The organism is Shewanella sp. 1CM18E (assembly GCF_023161665.1).
Lineage (GTDB): Bacteria > Pseudomonadota > Gammaproteobacteria > Enterobacterales > Shewanellaceae > Shewanella.
Genome location: NZ_JALNTW010000001.1, coordinates 311,304 through 329,663, shown reverse-complemented (window position 1 = coordinate 329,663; position 18,360 = coordinate 311,304). Strand labels below are relative to the sequence as shown.

Sequence of the window (18,360 nt, the reverse complement as noted above, 5' to 3'; positions counted from 1 at the left end):
ATTTTTGTTTTACGCTTATTCATTTAGTGTCGTTAACTCAGTAGTAACTCTTTAGCATTAGCTAAGGTATTACTCGTAATCGTGTCGCCACCAAGTAGTCTTGCAAGCTCTTCAATGCGCTGGTTTTTATCAAGCGCGACCATAGAGGTTTCTGTTTTACCCGCTTTGCTGCTCTTATTTACAAACATATGTTGATGACCATTGCCTGCTACTTGCGGTAAATGGGTTACACAAAATACCTGTGTTGACTCACCAAGACTTCTCAGCATACGGCCAACTACAGCTGCAGTTGGGCCTGAGATCCCCACATCTACTTCATCGAAAATTAGCGTAGGTGTAGATACTTTCTTAGCTGTGATCACCTGAATGCCTAAACCAATACGTGACAGTTCACCACCGGAGGCCACTTTGGCAATAGGCTGCAAAGGTTGGCCTGGGTTGGTTGAAACTAAAAATTCAATATTGTCACAACCGGTAGGGGTGACTACTGACTCATTAAAGTTTACTGCGATATTGAATTTACCCTTTGGCATATTCAGTTCGTGGATAGATTGAGTGACTTGTTTATCTAACTCTTTAGCATAACGGCTACGGCTCTGGCTAAGCTTTCTTGCATGAACTAAATAGGCTTCGCGATTAGCTTTTAACTGCTCCTTAATATCATCAAGCTTATCGTCATCAGAGCCCAAATCTTCAAGCTCTTCTAATAAGCTTTGATGGTGCTGGTATAGTTCGCTTGCTGATACCTGATGCTTGCGCGCCAATTGCATGGTTTTAGACAAACGTTGTTCTAAATGAGCAAAGTATTCAGGATCTAACTCTAAGCCATCTAAGTAACGTTCAATTTCACTGGTGCTTTCTTGTACCTGTATAAGCGCATCGTTAAGCATGTTTACCACATTACCAAATGCCGGGTCATAGCTTTCTAGATCTTGTCCTTGGCCGATCGATGAGTTCAGTAATGACTCTACGCTGCCTTCATCGTTATCTTGCAGAATGTGTAACTGGTTACGACAAAGTTCAATCAATGCAGTGCTATTGGCTAGCTTTTTATGTTCAGCTTCAATGGACTCAAATTCCCCCTCATTGATGGCAAACTCATTTAGCTCTTCAACTTGATATTGCAGTAATTGTTTACGGGCTAAGCGCTCTTGTTGAGAAAGCTCTAATTGGTGCAGTTGTTTTTCTATGGTTTTGCACCTGTGGTAACTTGAGTTCACGCTATCAAGCAGCATTTTATGATTTGCATAGCTGTCTAATAGAGTTAGCTGATGCTCACTCTTGAGCATCGCATGGTGAGCATGCTGACCATGAATACCAATAAGTAGCTGACCCAGCGATTTGATCTGAGCTAGAGGCACAGGGTTACCATTGATGTAAGCGCGAGAACGGCCGTCATTACTAATGGTGCGGCGTAAAATACACTCATCATCTAGATCAAGATCATTATCTTCAAGCCAACGTTTAGCTTGAGGCGTATCATTTAATAAAAAGCGGGCACTTACTTCGGCCTTAGTCGCATCAGGTCTAATAGTATTTGCGTCAGCTCGATTACCTAAGCATAGGCCGAGGGCATCGATAGCAATCGATTTACCCGCGCCCGTTTCACCAGTAATACTGGTCATGCCGGCTTTAAAGTCGAGCTCTAAAAAACGCACAATAGCAAAGTTGTTGATACTGAGTTGGCAAAGCATAGTGATGTCCTTTTCAAAACACTGTATTGTTATACAGTATATACTGTTTTTTCATACAGTAAATATGGGCATTTAAATTAATGCGCGTTGCTTAGCATTTTTATTAGATACAAGATAATCAACAAACGCCTATTACAGGTTTATTATAGTTTAACTTTTTGGGTTAGATTTTAGGTCGTTCTGCATTTTAACGCGGTTGCTGTATAGCTATTATTTTAACTATTAAACAATAGTTTACTTTAATTTTTGTTCTAAGCTGACAGGCGAGAGGGAAAACAGTAGTTGGTTATAATGCCGGCAAGTAGCCTTGCCTGTTTACGGTAAATAGCATTAAGCACCGCAGTTGTTGCTGTGAACTTTTGTATTTTTGTTGACCAGTAATGTGAGCAACTATCGCGTACTAGTACTTTGCATAACCACTGTGTATAGCCACTGTTTATAGGTATTTTGTATTAGTACTGTATATAAGCACTGTATATAAGCTCCCTACATAAGAAATGGCTCTGAGCACTGTATAGCTAAGCAAGGCAGCTGCTATATGTTAGCTAGAGCGTTTGAGTGTTTATCTTAAAAGCTTAGTTGAGGTGGGGAATAGTGTTGATTCACTATAAAAGGACGGCAGTTGGCCAAATGCGGCTTTACTAGAAATATAAGTCGCATTTGGTATTGGTGATTAGCTAATCTAGCTGGCTTTTACACTTATCAACTGCAGCTTGATGATATTGTTGATAATTCATCGTCGTCAATTCTTGCTCTGAATACAGTTGCTGAATCACGTTATCACAGCGTTGAATAATCTCTTTTACTTGGGTAACGCCATATTGGCGTGGCCATGCAAAAGAGAGTGACTTAATAATATTAAGGCATACGGTTTTTAGAAGTGGCGCTGTTTCATTAATTGCTAGATAGGTTTCAAGCAAGCTGCGCTTATCTAAGTTGCCGTTTTTTACACTCAGGTACTTCTCTTTTAACCAAGTCTTTTTGGTTTCATTGCTCTTTTTCAAACCTTCTAGCATTGAAACTTTACTAGAAAATATAATCTGATTACTTTCTAAGCCTAAGTTTTGGCCACACCATTGAATTGCTTCACTAAACTCATTTTCTACGCTCATGATGTTAAGCAACCAAGCATAGTGATATGTGGCGTAGAAGTGCTGAAAGCACTCTTTCTTGTGTAAGTTTTTTAAGATGCTCATCGCTGAACGATAAAAGCCTAGCTCTACCGAAACGTGGGCTTTTAATAGTTCAACTTCGTTTAAGATTGATTCATTTTTGCTATTCATTAATGCTCTAAGGTGATGCTTTGCCTCTTCAATCAACGCAAGTCTATTAGGTGCAAAGTGAGCTTGATATAGAAGAACTCGAATTAATCCTAGCTTACTAAAATCGTTATTGCGGTATGTGTCTTTGTTGATCTCTAGGTATAAACGATAACGTTCAAGCGCTTGGCCGTAGTCTTCGACTGAAAGGCATAAATTAACGATGATCAGCTCGCGCTCTGAATTACCAGGTACGATTTGGCTGGCGAGCTCTAGGTGGGAGATTGCCGCAGGAATATCGCTATCTTTTAACTTAATATAAGCGGCTTCTGTTCTCACCTGTGTATCATTGGGTGAAGACTCAATTAACTGGTTTATTATTTTTTCGGCTTCTTCAATTTTGCCTAAGTTAGCCAATGAGTTGGCTAAACCTACTCTTGCCCAGTCGAGATCTTTTTTCTCTAGTGTTGACTGATAAACATTTTTCGCTTGTTCGTGGCGCTGCAAAATCGTCAAAAAGGAGGCTTTAAAGCGTTCAATAACAAAATAGTATTCAGGGTGAAATGGAGCTATTTCGCTGCACAGCTGCAAGCCTGCTTCTGCATCTAACAAGCGCTCAGCTGTATATAACGCGGCGAGCTTTTCACGGCGACGGATCGCTAACGATAAGCGTTGCTTAAGTGTAATGGCGTTAAATGGTTTTAGTAAATACTCATCAGGTTTGAGCTCTACAATTGGTCTGACTGTAGCGGCAGAATTGTCGCCGGTGACTAAGATGAACACCGTTGTATCTGTTAGCAGCTTAAGGTGCTTAAACTCTTCAAATAACTGTTTACCGTTCATGCCAACGCCAAAGTTATAGTCACAAATGATCACATCGAATTGCTTATTGGTGGCAAGATCTAACGCCATCTTCGCTGATTTAGACGTAAATACATTGGTTTCTAAAAAACCTAGCTTTACCAACATACTCTTGATAGTAAACAAGAATGTTGGTGCGTCATCGATGATTAAAACCTTAAGTGTTTGAAAAGATTGCATAGCAAGTATGTTCCCAAAACGAGACGGCAGCTTAAGCTGCCATCACACTAAATTTGTAAAATTCAATAAACAAGCATTTTGAAACAGTGGCTAAGTCAGACTGTATTAGGCAAACAGTATTAGCCAAACATTAAAGGTTATAAAGACTATTGGTGTTGCTTAGTTAGCCATTGATTAATAGTGTTAACCACAGTATCTATTTCCATATTGAGCTTAGCAATTGCAAAGTCAGCATTGTGGGCCGCAACGACTTCACATTCAGCAGCCGCTTGTGCGAGTTGTTCTAACCCGAGGGCGTTAGCTGCACCTTTTATTCTATGCCCAAGTGCTGTTAGCGGAATTGATTTATCAGCTAGTTGTTCTTTATCTGCTAGTAAAGAATCTCTAACTATGGCTGCCAGCTCAAGCTGCTCTTCATCACTATATTCGATTAACCAGTTAAGTAGATCTTGGTTATTATCACACTCTTGTTTATTACAGTAGCGGCTAACAACTTCAGATAATGAGTTAAAGGTATATGGCTTGTACATCACTTCATTCATACCGACTTTTGCGGCTTTTTCGGCAACTAAACGTGAGTCTTCTGCGGTACAACCAACAATTGCAAACTCTTTAAACTCAGGCTTAGAACGTAATTGGCGCACTAATTCATAGCCATTTAAGTTTGGCATATGGCAATCGGTGATCAGGAAATCAATATCCTCTCTATTAGCGGATAAGTAGAGTAAGGCTTCTAAACCATCATTTACCGTTACTGCATTTACACCAAGTTTCTTGAGCTGTTTTTGGAATAAAAATCGGTTAATGGGATCATCATCTGCAACCAGCACTGTGCCTGTATATTTTTGGCTTAGGTCAGCCGTTTTTGGAGACTTATTTCTATTAGCTAACAGTACTTGTCGTAGTAGTAAGTCAGGGTATAGGTTTCCCGTACCAATATTGATTAGGTTGGCTGAAGCGTTATCGTTACAGGTCTCGGTATTGATCCCCCAAGTTGTTAGCCATTGTTGTACCTTTTCATCTCCACTTTGGGCGTGCGAGACTAATGGCTCACAGTCCGTTGTGAATTTTACTGGGATATTTACAGTAACTTTAGTTCCTAGGTATCGTTCACTGGTTACGGTTATTTGACCGCCCATTAATTGAACTAGGTGTTGCACAATAGACATACCTAACCCAGTACCACCGTACTTTCTATTGATGCTGGAATCTGCTTGGGTAAAAGGTTGAAATAGGGCTGTTAACTGCTCTGGCGTCATACCACAGCCACTATCTTCAACGATGACCTGTAGAGAGTCATCAGTATTACTTATCGATATGTTGATTGCTCCTTGTTGGGTAAACTTAAGAGAGTTACCAACAAGGTTATTAATTATCTGGCTTAAACGCAGCCAGTCTAATTCAGCCTGACAATAAGATGAAGGTTGCCAATTAAGGTTAAAGCTAATTTCTTTAAGCTCTGCACTGGCTTCATGCAATCTAAAAAGTGCACCGAGTTCTTCAAAGAAATGACTAGGGTAAACATCAAGCTGTAATTGATTTGCCTCCATTTTCGAGAAATCAAGAATATTGTTTACTAGGCCTTTTAAGCGCTCGGCTGATGCCAATGCATTTTGCATTAGTTCTTTATTTTTTACCGTCTTGATTTCAGGGTTTAGTAGCTCCATTAAACCCATCATTGCAGCTAATGGTGTGCGTAATTCATGGCTGATAATAGCCAAAAATGATTCTCTGGCTTTTAATGCTTCAATTGCTTGTTGCTGGGAGCTTTTTAATTCTTCTTTACGGCGTTTAAGCTCAGTAAAGTCGGTAAAAACCGTAATATGGTACTCGTTGCCATCATTATGATTAACCACGTCACGAGAGACTCGGTAAAACTTGCCACCAATAGTGCATTCTGATTTGTCAATGTGGACTATGTCACTACTAATCTCAGCTGCATTTGAGTGCACCACATCTAAAAAAGTACATGGCGTTTGGTTTTCAATGCAGCGATTGGTTACACAACTTTTAAAGCACTCATTGTATGACTTATTAGATAATAGAGGCGTACCTTTAGCGTCTGAAATCAGTACCATACCGGGAAAACTATTTAAAACACTGGTTAACCACTGCATTTGGTCGTGTGATTTTTTGCCATTGGCACGGGCTTCTTGCAAATAGCTTTTGAGTTTAGTGTTCCATAGCACTCCAGCAATCACCACAATAGCAAAAAACAGAAGTAAAATAATAATGGTGCTTCTTGCTTGTTTTTTACCATAAACGTATTCAGTTTGAATCGTATTATGATTCTGTACGGCCAAAGAAATTTCATTTGGCGTTGTGATAGCGATGGCAACATTAAGCATATCTCTTAATGCGGTCGCATCTTTTTTAAGACTAATTCCCATTAGGCTCTGTAGCTGATGTTTTTGGCCGTAAACCAGCTCAAAATCACTATTATTACCGTAGTATAGGTAGTCATCTGCAATACTTCTTGGAATGTAAGCATGGGTAATTACTCCTCGCTCAATATCATTTTTCAGTAAAGCAAAATCTGTATATATAACAGGGTTATTTAAAAAGTTAAAAATATCCAGTTTAGCGGCTTTGCCGCTTCTATCTAAAATAGCCACAACTTGCTGTTGATAGGCTTTGGTGGTGCGCACATGCGACCAATGTATCGTGTAAAAAGGTTGGGTTTTTACTGTGCTCTTTGATATTTTTTCAGATAGTAATTCACCTGGAATAAAGTCAATTTTGCCAGTAGCGAGCATCTCGTCAACTGACCGTTTATTTGGGTAAACATACTCAAAATTCAGGCCTGTTTTGAGTGCTAATATTTTTACTATGTCGTGTATATAGCCTGAAATCTCACCATTGGTTTCCGATATATAAGATAGCGGCGCTAGGTTGTCTTCAATGCTGTAACGAATTGTATTCCTGCCGTACTGCTGGTAAATAGCCTCTATCGTTAGCTCGTTATGGAGCATACTTAAGTTGTTAAACTCAAAAGGCTTTGTTACTTGATTATCATGTACGCTATGTTGATATTGATTAAGAATATTCATCAATTGCGTATTGGTTTTAGCTGTTATAAAAGATGACAGCATCGGCTGGCTGTTTTCGTTAAATACAATATCACCCAACCAATCACCAACGGCTACAGTTTGATAGTAATGATGCACCGAGCCAAAATGTATAACTGCGCCGTCAGCTTTACCTGTCGAAAGATGGTGAATAAGACTTCTTAAGGTCTTAACTCTAATTAGTGTTCGGTAACCATTTTTAGCCGCAGCTTCACAAGAAAATGAACCTTCAACACATATCCAGTCCATTTTTGTAGGTGCTGTATTGCGGTAGCTTGAGTTACGTAACCAGTTGAGTTGATAGTTTTCAAACACAGGAACAGAGAACAGCAGATTCTTTTCGCGTTCTGTTGTTGGGATAAACCCAAGTGATAAGTCGGCCTCGCCAGATGCTACCGCACTTAGCAATTTATCTAAGCAGTTATAATCTTTAAATTCGATTGCGATATTTAATGTTTTAGCAAGCTCTTTAAGGTAGTCGGTATATACCCCAGGGGCGCCTAAACCTGACTTGTTCCAGTAAGCGCGCAGGCCCGTGCTAGGCATGGCCACAACAAGCACTTCTTTGTTTTGTAAAAAAGCTTTGTCTTCTGAATTTAGTTCGAAAGATTGTGCAGATGGAAAGCTTAAAAAAGTAGTGATGAATAACAGGAAAACAACAAGCTTAGTCATTTTTTGAGCAATGAATGAAAAAAGGTGGCGAATAATAATCTACAAATTACTTTTTGACCAATCTATTTTTAGCATTTATTGATGTACTTAAAACCTTGAATATTAGTGTATTCAATTTAGCGCAATAGTCGCTAATGAAAGGTTGATTTAGTAGGTGTTTTTCTCATTGTTTGTTGCGTAATTGCTGTGTATCTGAATATCTAAAAAGCAGTGTTGAGTGTAATGATTGCTACGCATCAAGCCAAAATAAATGGCGTTACGCTAGTGAGTAATGACTAATCATCCTGCATTCTACTTGCTGTTGAACAAGACTATTTAAGCAAGGCTAGAGTAAAAAACGTTCCAGCAAAGGTAGGCTGACAAAGTTTAAAAGCGTGCCTAATAAAATCCCTTGCGCACTGGTAATGACTTGAGTTTGATACCGCTGCGCAAGTAAGTAAACACTAGCGGCAGTAGGTAATGCAGCTAAAATTACCCCCATGGCAATTAATTGCGACTCAACGTTAAGCCATTGCATTAATACATAGGTGAGGGCAGGCTGAACAATTAACTTTACTAGGTTGATAGCACTAATTTCTGCCGCTTGATTGCTGTTAATAAAACGCGAAGAGCTTTGATATTGCCCTGACTTAGCTAACACCATACCGATAGCGAATAATGCGCAGGGGCTTGATGTCATGCCAAGCTGCCTGATCATCAGCGCTAGGCTCTCTGGTAGGTTAATACTTAAAGAAGATAGACCTATTCCAATTAAGCTCGCCATGACTATTGGGTTTTTGCCTAATGCCAGAAAAATGATTTTTAGAGCAGAACTTTTGTCTTTATTAACATTCATCTCAAGTGAGACAAGGGCAATGGCAAACATAAATACCGACAGTAAGCTAGCTATGGCTGCCGCAGCTAGCGCAATTTGCTCTGTTGGGAACAATATAGCCATTAGCGGAATACCAATAAAGGCGGTATTTCCAAAGGTGGCATTAAGAGCACGCATAGTGGCGCAGGCGCTTTGTTTGGGAGCGATTATGCGAGATGCAAGATAGCTTAAGAAATAACAACTAAGCATAGCTAGGCTATAACCAAAGATATAACCCCAGTGCAGAATGTCTTGGATTGGCGTTTGCGCTAATGTAATCAGCATGATGGCCGGAAAAGCGATGTAGTAAACATATTGATTGAGTACTTGATCGGTTTCCGTGGGCAAAAGTTTACTCTTTTGCACTAAGGTACCTAACAGCATGATGCCGAATACGGCAATTAATGGGGTTAATATCGCGGGCATACAGGCTTTATTTTGTTACGGTTAAAAATGAAGCGAGCAAATGATTGAGCTGAAACATTATCATAATTCGGCTTTAGTGTAATATTGAGCTTAGGTCGTAGAGTGCCTAAAAATCGTGTTTAGATACTAAGGTTTTATTAATGAGCAGCAACTTTGGTTTAGAGCTACAACTGATCTATCAGTTTGTGCATTTAGTTAATGCAGGCAGCTTTTCTCAAGCAGCAAAAGAACTGGATATGCCCATTGCTACAGTGAGTCGCAAACTCACTAAATTAGAGACAGTATTAGATAAACAACTGTTGATGCGTAATACTCGTAAGCTAAGGCTGACGGAAGAGGGCTTGGCGCTATTTCAGCAATACCAATCAATCATCTCCCAATTTGATAGCATCAGTGGCGCAACGGTTGATAAGCCCGAGGGCACATTGCGGATCGCTGCGCCGGTGTCGATTATTTCGATGATATTTATCAAAACTCTCAATGAGTTTTGCGAATGCTATCCAGACATTCAACTGCATATCGCTCAGAACAATAACGTTATCGACTTAATTGACGAAGGCGTTGATGTTGCGATCGTGGGCGGGACGCAACCAGACTCTTCTTGGATCTCAAGTTCTTTAGGTGTACTTAATTACGGGTTGTTTGCCTCAGTTGATTATATTGAAAAAGCTCCAGCATTAACTCATCCAAGTGAATTGGTTGATCACGACTTAATCAAGGTGTGGCCTCTTTATAATTGGTCGCTAAAGCATCCTAATGGCGAATCGTTTTATTATGATGGTAAAGCCAAGTTAACCTTAAGTGATTTACATGGCGCAGTTGAAGCAACTATGGCAAACGCGGGAATTTTATATGGGCCGGAGCTATTTGTGAAAAAACAACTTAAAGTTGGCAGTCTTAAAGCATTACTACCTGAGTGGATTGGTGAGAAACGGCGGATCTCCATTTTGTATCATCAGCGTAGTCACCAGCCATTAAAGGTACAGTTATTTATTGAGTTTATGCAGGCTAGAGCTGAACAGCTGTTTTCTATGGATGTTTAAGCCATAAAAAAGCGCATTAACAAATGCGCTTTTTAGTGAGTTGGCTAGTGGTTATTTTAACGGCTAGCTTCAATACCAATATTTGATACACCAATTTCTACAATTTCTCGGCGTAACTCTTTAATAAAGTCGGCCTTCATTGATGGGTTTTCTTCAATGATTTCTAGTAGAGAGTTTTGCATCTCTTTTTCTTCTTGCATCACTTCATGCGCAAAGATGTAATCATCTAATGCATCTTCGTTATCAAACTCTTGTTCGCAAGTTGCTTCAATATAATTTGCTACAGTCGAAGAAGACAATTTGCTGATATTGACAATATCTTCTTCCACTTTACTTTGCAGTGCGCTGATGAGAGATGTTAGTGCAACAACTGCGTCCATCGCAGGGTAAACACCGTAAACGTCAAAATCAGCAGGCTCTGGAGTGTTGTCATCAAGGCGCTGCAGATAAATATCAATATTTAACTTTAGCTTGTTATCGTACATCGATTGCCAAAGCAGGTTTAGCAAGGTATCGAGTACTTTAGGATCGCCAAATTCGCATACCTCAGAAAATAACTGATAGTTTGGTAGCATACGCTGGCATAGGGCAACCGCGAAAAGCTTCTTTTGAGGTAACTCGAGTGCTTTTAGGCGTTTAAAAAATCCCTGTTTGTTTGTCATCTTATATATCCACTGATAGCTGGGAGATCACTTGATTAGCGGCAGATTCTACCTTAGTTAACTCATCAAGTAACTCTAGTATTTCTGGTTCTACGGCATCAATTGAGACGCCACGCTTTAAAGCTGATTCAATTTCTTTGCACAACATCTGTGTGCTGGGGACGCCGCAGTAACAACAGGCGCCGTGAAGTTTATGAATACAAGCCAGCATTTTATCATCGTCGTCTTGCGATAGCGCAGTTTCGATATGCTCTACGGTTTCAGGTAACGACTTGAGCAGCATCTTCAACATATCTAGCGCTAAGTCTGGCTTGTTATTGGCTTGGGTCAAGCAAAGGTCCCAATTTAATGTTCGTTGATCAAAGTGAGTAAACTTAGGTTTTGTTTTCCAGCGAGTGATTACACCTTTTAGGGCGGCCTCATCAATCGGTTTTGGTAGATAGCCATCCATACCACTAGTAGAAATACGCTCTCTTTCTTCAGCTATTGCATGTGCTGTTACCGCAATAATAGGTGTATTGCGGTTTAAAGAGTGACTTCTAATTAATTTGGTCGCAGTAATACCATCAGTGCCAGGCATTTGGATATCCATAAAGATCAAATCGTAACTGCGCTCTTTAGCGAGCTGCACAGCAAGCTCACCGTTATCTGCAACTTGTACTTGGGTGACTAACTCTTTTAAAAGGGTATCAATCAACTTAAGGTTTGCAGGGTTATCGTCAACCGCGAGCACGCTGAGGTTTTCTAACTTAGCTGGCATAGCCACAGGGCTCAGTGGTAATAAACTGTCATTCAATGCTGACGAGTGCGGGTCGAGTAACGATTTGGATAATAGTTTTTCGCCAACAGGTATCGAAATCTGTTTATCGATATAAGGTCTCAGCTGCGAGAACACATCTTCTTGTTCAACACAGTCAGAAGTTAACAGTAGATAGTCGATATTCGGTTTAATCAGTTTGAGTAATCGTACCGGAGAATTTGATAAGGCAATTGCACGACAACTCACAAGAGCAAAATCGAAAACTTTATTAGATTGGCTAGTAATCTGCTCTAATTGCTCGATATTATCAACCATGGTCACTTTCATGCCCCAGCGGTTTAACATGCGCTCTGTTGATTGTTGAGTAAGCGTTTTTGGTTCAAACAAGAGAATACTTTTGCCCTTAAGTGGAGCTAACGGCAAGGTATCATTGATTGGGTATTGGCTAATATTGAGTGGTAAAGAAAACCAGAAGGTCGAGCCTTGATTAGGTTCAGAGTAACATCCTATTTGGCCGCCCATCCGATTGACCAAGCGCTTAGTAATAACCAGTCCTAGGCCTGTGCCGCCAAAGCGACGAGATATAGAAGAGTCCGCTTGACCAAATGCTTGGAATAGCGATGATTGTTGCTGCTCATCAATACCAATTCCGGTATCAATCACTTCACAGCGAACGTGTACTTTGCCGTCTTTAATATCTTCAAGTTGTAGTTTTAACTGTACGCTGCCTTTGTCGGTAAATTTAATTGCATTACCGACCAAGTTAGTGATGATTTGGTTAAAGCGCATGGCATCACCAGTGACATCTTCTGGTATACGTGAGTCTACATCGATTACTAGTTCGAGCTCTTTTTCGCGCGCAGTACTCGATAACATAGTCACTGTTTCTTCTATGGTTTCCCGTAGAGAGAACGGAATGTTCTCTAGCACCATTTTACCCGCTTCAAGTTTCGAGAAGTCGAGAATGTCATTAATGATACTAAGTAAGTTAGTGGCACTGCGCTCGATGGTGCGAATATAGTCTTGCTGGCTTGAGTGCAGCGGTGTTTTTAATAGCTGTTTAGCAAAACCAATCACACCGTTTAATGGCGTTCTTAATTCATGAGACATGTTTGCCAAAAACTCTGATTTTATACGGCTGGCTTCTTGGGCACGTTTTTTGGCCATATCAAGTTCAACGTTTTGGATCTCGATTTGCTCTAAGGTTTCACGTAAATCAGAGGTCGCTTGATCAATGTTTTGCTGCATCTCATCATGGTATTCCGACAATGAGCCTGCCATGGCATTAATACCGCGTTTAAGTAAGTCCAGCTCACCAATCAAGTTGCCCGTTAAGCGAGTATCAAGTTTGCCTTCACGAATCTTGGCAACAACCCGCACCATTTCTGTAATAGGTTGGGTGACGTTTTTAACTAAACGGAAAGTGAAGAACAGGTTTAGCTGCACACCAATCAACACAATAATAAATGCCGCTACTGCGGCTCTATGCTGTTGTAATAGCGCGTTTTCTTTATTTATTAGAATCGCAATGTAGCCAATTTTTATTACATCTGAGGTGGCTTGACTACTATTGAAACCCTGTACAGGAGCGTTACTACTTTTAAAAATAGGGCTACGCAGAATCATGCTGTCGCCCACTTGTTCAAGCTCAGTTCTGAGCATTGATTCAAGCGGCTTACCAAAGCGCATTATTTCATGGTTTTTATAATGGTGAGAGGTGACGACCACCCGATTGTCATCATCAAAGATGGCAATAAACTGCACTAACGATGCTTTATTTAATTGCGCGGAGGTGATTAATCTTTTGGTGGTTTCAAAATCTTTACTTTCAAGACCCACTTCTGCGGCGATGGCTAGTGGCTCGATAATATTACTTGCTTGTTCTATGAGCGTATCTTCGAGTTCATAGAATCTATTTATGGTAAAATAGCTACCCAATAAAATACCCACTAAAATAGTTGGGGCTAACGCCAATACCAGAACCCATGATCTAAGGCTGTATTTGGTCATATTCTTGGCATCATTCATTCTTTGTATGGGTTACCATTAAATATAGTGTGAGTATTCGATAGACTGCCAGAGATTAACCTGTTTTGGCCAGTTTTTTATCTATTTTGAGAGCAAAATGGCACAATTTTTTAAAGCAAAACCAAGTAGATCTAAGCAATTATCGTCAAAGTTGTCTCTAGAAGTGACTCAACTCGATCATTTAGGGGCAGGTATTGCCCACCATGATGGCAAAATTGTTTTTATTAATGGCGCATTGCCGGGTGAAACGGTTTCAGTGCAATTGACTGAGCAAAAGAAAAAGTTTGCCCGTGCAAGATTACTGAAAATACAAAAAATATCTACTGAGCGTGTCGAGGCCCCTTGCCCGCACTTTGCACAGTGTGGTGGCTGCGATCTGCAGCACCTAAACTTGGATGCCCAGCGCACTCATAAGGCAACGACCTTAGTCGACTTAGTCGCCAAATTTGCGCAAACTCAAGCGAGTGAAATTTGTCAGCCGCTAAGTGATAGCCCTTGGCATTATCGCCGCCGCGCGCGTTTAGCGACCTGGTATGACAAAAGCACTAAACACATTAGTTTAGGCTTTAGAGCGAGTAGCAGTAGCAACGTTGTTGAAATTCAGTCATGCGCAGTATTGGCTGAGCCTTTATCTGCTCTTATTCCTGAACTTGCTTTTATGCTTAACCAGTTAAGCGGTAAAAAAGCGCTTGGTCATGTTGAATTGACCCAAGCGGATAATGGCAACTTTGTAGTGCTTCGCGTCACTAAAGTTCTGTCTGATAAAGATAAGGCGCGCTTAGTTGAGTTTGCAGCTAAACACCAAGTTATCGTATTACTGCAAGATGATGATGGTCAGTGTGAACATGTCAATGGTGCGGGTGAACTGCCATATTACCGGTTCGATGATAGCCAAGTTAAGCTCGATTTCTCACCAGGCAACTTTATTCAAGTTAATGGCAAGGTAAATCAAGCCATGGTTAACCAAGCTGTTGAGTGGCTCGCACCACAAGCGGGTGAACGTGTGCTGGATCTTTTCTGTGGCATTGGTAACTTTAGTTTGCCACTTGCAGTGAATGGCGCTGACGTGATTGGCGTTGAAGGTGTGCCAGCTATGGTTGAGCAAGCTCGCCTTAATGCTAAGCAAAGCGGTTTTGATAATGTGTCTTTTTATCACGCCGACTTAAGTGCCGATCTGTCCAAAGAACCTTGGTTGGGTAAGGTAGACAAAATGTTGATTGATCCAGCTCGTGCTGGCGCTTATGAAAGCATGCAATCACTTAAAAAGTTAAAGCCGAAAGCACTAGTCTATGTTTCTTGTAATCCTGCTAGCCTTGCTCGAGACAGTGAAGTGATATTGAAGCAAGGTTATCAGCTTAAAAAAATTGGTTTAATTGATATGTTTCCACAAACCCATCATTTAGAGTCGATGGCGTTGTTTGAACTAAAAAATTAAATAAAAAGACACAAAAAGATACATCTAGTGAAACCTTTTGTTTAAATATAACTCATACAATTCAAACTTCGGCATTATCGGCGTTTTAAGTAGCAATTGTCTGCTTTTGTTGATTGACAATAATCGCTGAATCGCGAATATAGAGCATATTAATTAAAAAGGTAGAGTTAATCTTTTGTTAACTTCTGTCTGGGGTATGTAAGGGAAGTCAAATCGATGGTATCTGTTCGTGAAGCACATTTTAGCGATCCTGATTTTCAACTCGAAGAATGGGTGCAACGTTATATAAGTGATGCTTCGGAAGCTCAAATTCTTTTGACCTTAATTGAACAGGTCGAGCTGCTCGTGGGGCAAAAGAAAGAGACGAGCGTTACCGTATTAAAACGTGCGCGTGAGATGATTGAAATTCTTGCGCCACTAAATATGGATATTGAAACCTTACAAGCGGCTATATTGTTTGTGGTATTTGATGCTGAGTTGATCAGTAAAGAAGATATCGAAGAGGGCTTTGGCGCTAAATTGTCGGTACTAGTTTCTAGCGTAGAAACCATGAACGCTATTGGCGCGCTAAAAATAGATAATCAAACCCGCAATGGCGAACCACAAATCGACAATATCCGTAAGATGTTATTGGCGATGGTTGAAGATGTGCGCGCGGTGGTGATTAAGCTTGCTGAGCGGATCTGCTTACTGCGTGAAATCAAAAATGCCGACGAAGAAGTTAAAGTACTTATTGCCCGCGAGATTGCTGATATTTACGCGCCTTTGGCTAACCGTTTAGGTATTGGCCAATTAAAGTGGGAGCTTGAAGATATCTCGTTTCGCTACCTGCACCCACAAACTTATAAAGATATCGCCAAGCAGCTTGATGGTAAACGTCTTGATAGAGAAACCTTTATCGACGACTTTGTTAGCCAGTTACAAGCACGGTTAGACAAAGACCAAATTCGCGCCAAAGTGTACGGTCGACCGAAACATATCTACAGTATCTGGAAAAAGATGAAGGGCAAGCAGCTCAAATTTGATGAGTTGTTTGATGTGCGCGCGGTGCGGATTGTCACTGACCGCTTACAAGACTGTTACGGCGCATTAGGCGTGGTACACACCCTTTGGCACCATATTCCACGTGAGTTTGACGATTACGTTGCTAATCCAAAGCCAAACGGATATCAGTCAATCCATACTGTGGTCGTTGGGCCTGAAGATAAAACTGTAGAGATCCAAATCCGTACTGAGCAAATGCATGAAGATGCTGAGCTAGGTGTAGCTGCGCACTGGAAGTATAAAGAAGGTAGCGCCAGCGGCAAACAAAGCGGATATGAAGAAAAGATTAATTGGCTACGTAAAATCTTGCAGTGGCAAGAAGATGTGGCTGAAAGTGGCAACTTAGTCGATGAAGTTCGTAGTCAAGTATTTGAAGACCGTGTTTATGTATTCACTCCAAGTGGTGAAGTCGTCGACTTGCCACTAGGTTCTACAGTACTCGATTTTGCTTACTACATTCACTCTCACGTTGGCCATAAATGTATTGGCGCCAAAGTGGATGGCCGCATAGTACAGTTTACCTATCAGGTTGAAACGGGTCAGCGTATTGAGATTATTACCTCTAAGCACCCGAATCCAAAACGAGATTGGTTAAACCCAAACTTGGGTTACATCCGCACCTCACGTGCGCGCTCTAAAATTCTGCATTGGTTTAAGCAGCAAGATAGAGATAAGAATATTGTTTCAGGTAAAGAGATGCTTGAAGCTGAGCTGGCAAGAAGTAACCTGCAGTTAAAAGATGCACAATCTGCTGTTGAGCGATTTAATTTAGTCAGCATGGACGATCTGCTCGCCGGTATTGGCGGCGGAGATGTGCGCCTTAATCAAGTGGTGAATCATGTTCAGAGCCGCTTGCGTACTAAAGAGCTTAGCGACGAGGCTGCGGTTGAAGACTTAGTTAAGAAAAGCCAAAGCAAATCGACTAAGCGCGGTAAAGGTCAGGTTGAGGTCAGTGGTGTGGGTAATTTGATGAGCCACATCGCTAAGTGTTGTCAGCCCGTTCCTGGTGATGAGATTTTTGGCTTTATTACTAAAGGCCGTGGGATCTCGGTACACAGAGCTGATTGCGATCAAGTCAAAGAGTTAGTCAGAGCATCGCCTGAGCGTTCTGTTGAAGTTGTTTGGGGCGAGAACTACTCAGGTGGTTATAAAATTCGCTTGAGCATTTTGGCCAATGACCGTTCAGGTTTGCTGAGAGATTTAACATCAGTGCTGGCTGCTGAAAAAACACATGTAATGGCTATGAGCTCAACCTCAGATGTGAAAACTCAAACCGCGACTATCGAGTTAGAGCTTGAACTGTATAACCTTGAAGGCTTATCTAAGGTATTGTCGAAGTTAAACCAAGTGGATGGCGTTATGCAGGCACGCAGATTATAAGACGACGTGCTTGGTGAGTTCTCTCGAAGGTACAAGGGTTGAGTTCTACTAGTTTTAGCTAAATACAACGGCAACTTAAGGTTGCCGTTTTTTATGGGGTATTAGCCATATATATTGGCACTCATATTAAGGATCATGAAATGACAAAGCAGATTGGTGATGCAGCGCCTTTACTGGCGATTATGCAAAAGCTGCGGGATCCGCAAAGCGGTTGCCCGTGGGATAAAGCACAAGATTTTCAAAGCATAGTGCCTTTTACGATAGAAGAAGCCTATGAAGTCGCAGACACCATTGAACGTATGGCGTTAGATGAACTGCCTGATGAGCTTGGTGACTTGCTGTTTCAGGTGGTTTTTTATTGTCAGCTTGGTAAAGAGCAGGGCTTATTTGACTTCGAGACAGTCGTCCAGCGGATTTGCGATAAATTAACTCGTCGCCACCCCCATGTATTTGAAGGACTTGCAGCCACGACTACCAGCGAGATCAAGCAAAACTGGGAACAGTTGAAAGCTAATGAGCGCAGTAAAAGAGAGCTCAACTCGGCGCTTGATGATATCCCGCTGAGTTTGCCAGCGTTGTCTCGCTCAATAAAAATTCAAAAACGTGTAGCGAGAGTGGGTTTTGACTGGGCAGAACTTGATCCTGTGGTGGCTAAAATCCACGAAGAGATCGATGAAGTATTGTTTGAGGTTAAACAAGAGCATGTCGATCCTAAAAAAGTGCAAGATGAAATGGGCGACTTATTGTTTGCTGTTGTTAACCTTGCTCGCCATTTGGGTGTAGAGCCGGAAAAGGCATTAAGGCAAGCAAATCAAAAGTTTGAAAGACGTTTTCGAGGTGTTGAAGCTTATGCTCAAGCCGATGGCCGCGCGATGACAGAGCATTCGTTAGCCGAGCTAGATGGCTACTGGGATAAGGTCAAACAGGATGAAGCAAACAAATAACTTAGTTTTTAGGTTAATTGTAGTTTGTCGAATCAATGTTGCTTTGGTATA

General features: G+C 41.0%; 10 protein-coding genes. 4 read left to right on the top strand and 6 right to left on the bottom strand.

From position 1 onward, the window contains the following. Positions 1-32 precede the first annotated feature (32 nt). The 4 genes from recN to MSG37_RS01365 all read right to left on the bottom strand — a co-directional run bounded on the left by recN (position 33) and on the right by MSG37_RS01365 (position 9,013). Positions 33-1,694 (bottom strand): DNA repair protein RecN, encoded by a 1,662-nt coding sequence (gene recN, locus MSG37_RS01380; protein ID WP_248468779.1) that lies wholly within the window; start codon positions 1,692-1,694, stop codon positions 33-35. A gap of 677 nt (positions 1,695-2,371) precedes the next feature. Further along, complete coding sequence (locus MSG37_RS01375; RefSeq protein ID WP_248468778.1) at positions 2,372-3,994, bottom strand: response regulator; 1,623 nt, start codon at positions 3,992-3,994, stop codon at positions 2,372-2,374. Between the two features lie 146 nt (positions 3,995-4,140). Beyond that, a complete protein-coding gene (locus tag MSG37_RS01370; protein WP_248468777.1) occupies positions 4,141-7,734 on the bottom strand; it encodes an ATP-binding protein in 3,594 nt (1,197 codons plus the stop codon). A 325-nt stretch (positions 7,735-8,059) separates the two neighbouring features. Continuing rightward, positions 8,060-9,013 (bottom strand): AEC family transporter, encoded by a 954-nt coding sequence (locus tag MSG37_RS01365; protein WP_248468776.1) that lies wholly within the window; start codon positions 9,011-9,013, stop codon positions 8,060-8,062. A gap of 140 nt (positions 9,014-9,153) precedes the next feature. Here MSG37_RS01365 and MSG37_RS01360 point away from each other — a divergent pair, with 140 nt between their 5' ends. Then, complete coding sequence (locus MSG37_RS01360; RefSeq protein WP_248468775.1) at positions 9,154-10,056, top strand: LysR family transcriptional regulator; 903 nt, start codon at positions 9,154-9,156, stop codon at positions 10,054-10,056. A 56-nt stretch (positions 10,057-10,112) separates the two neighbouring features. Here the strand turns inward: MSG37_RS01360 and MSG37_RS01355 are convergent, their stop codons facing one another. Next, the gene (locus tag MSG37_RS01355) at positions 10,113-10,718 is read right to left on the bottom strand and encodes a YjaG family protein (RefSeq protein ID WP_248468774.1); all 606 of its coding nucleotides are present in this window, start codon (positions 10,716-10,718) and stop codon (positions 10,113-10,115) included. Position 10,719: 1 nt separating this feature from the next. Then, on the bottom strand, positions 10,720-13,506 hold the full coding sequence (barA, locus tag MSG37_RS01350) for a two-component sensor histidine kinase BarA (RefSeq protein ID WP_248468773.1): 2,787 nt from the start codon (positions 13,504-13,506) through the stop codon (positions 10,720-10,722). A gap of 97 nt (positions 13,507-13,603) precedes the next feature. Between barA and rlmD the strand changes: the two genes are divergently transcribed. The 3 genes from rlmD (at position 13,604) to mazG (ending at position 18,309) form a co-directional block, all read left to right on the top strand. Further along, positions 13,604-14,941: a 23S rRNA (uracil(1939)-C(5))-methyltransferase RlmD gene (gene rlmD, locus MSG37_RS01345; protein WP_248468772.1), complete on the top strand. Its 1,338-nt coding sequence runs from the start codon at positions 13,604-13,606 to the stop codon at positions 14,939-14,941. A gap of 216 nt (positions 14,942-15,157) precedes the next feature. Then, the gene (gene relA, locus MSG37_RS01340; protein WP_248468771.1) at positions 15,158-17,365 is read left to right on the top strand and encodes a GTP diphosphokinase; all 2,208 of its coding nucleotides are present in this window, start codon (positions 15,158-15,160) and stop codon (positions 17,363-17,365) included. A 140-nt stretch (positions 17,366-17,505) separates the two neighbouring features. Further along, a complete protein-coding gene (gene mazG, locus MSG37_RS01335) occupies positions 17,506-18,309 on the top strand; it encodes a nucleoside triphosphate pyrophosphohydrolase (protein WP_248468770.1) in 804 nt (267 codons plus the stop codon). The last annotated feature ends 51 nt before the right edge of the window (positions 18,310-18,360 follow it).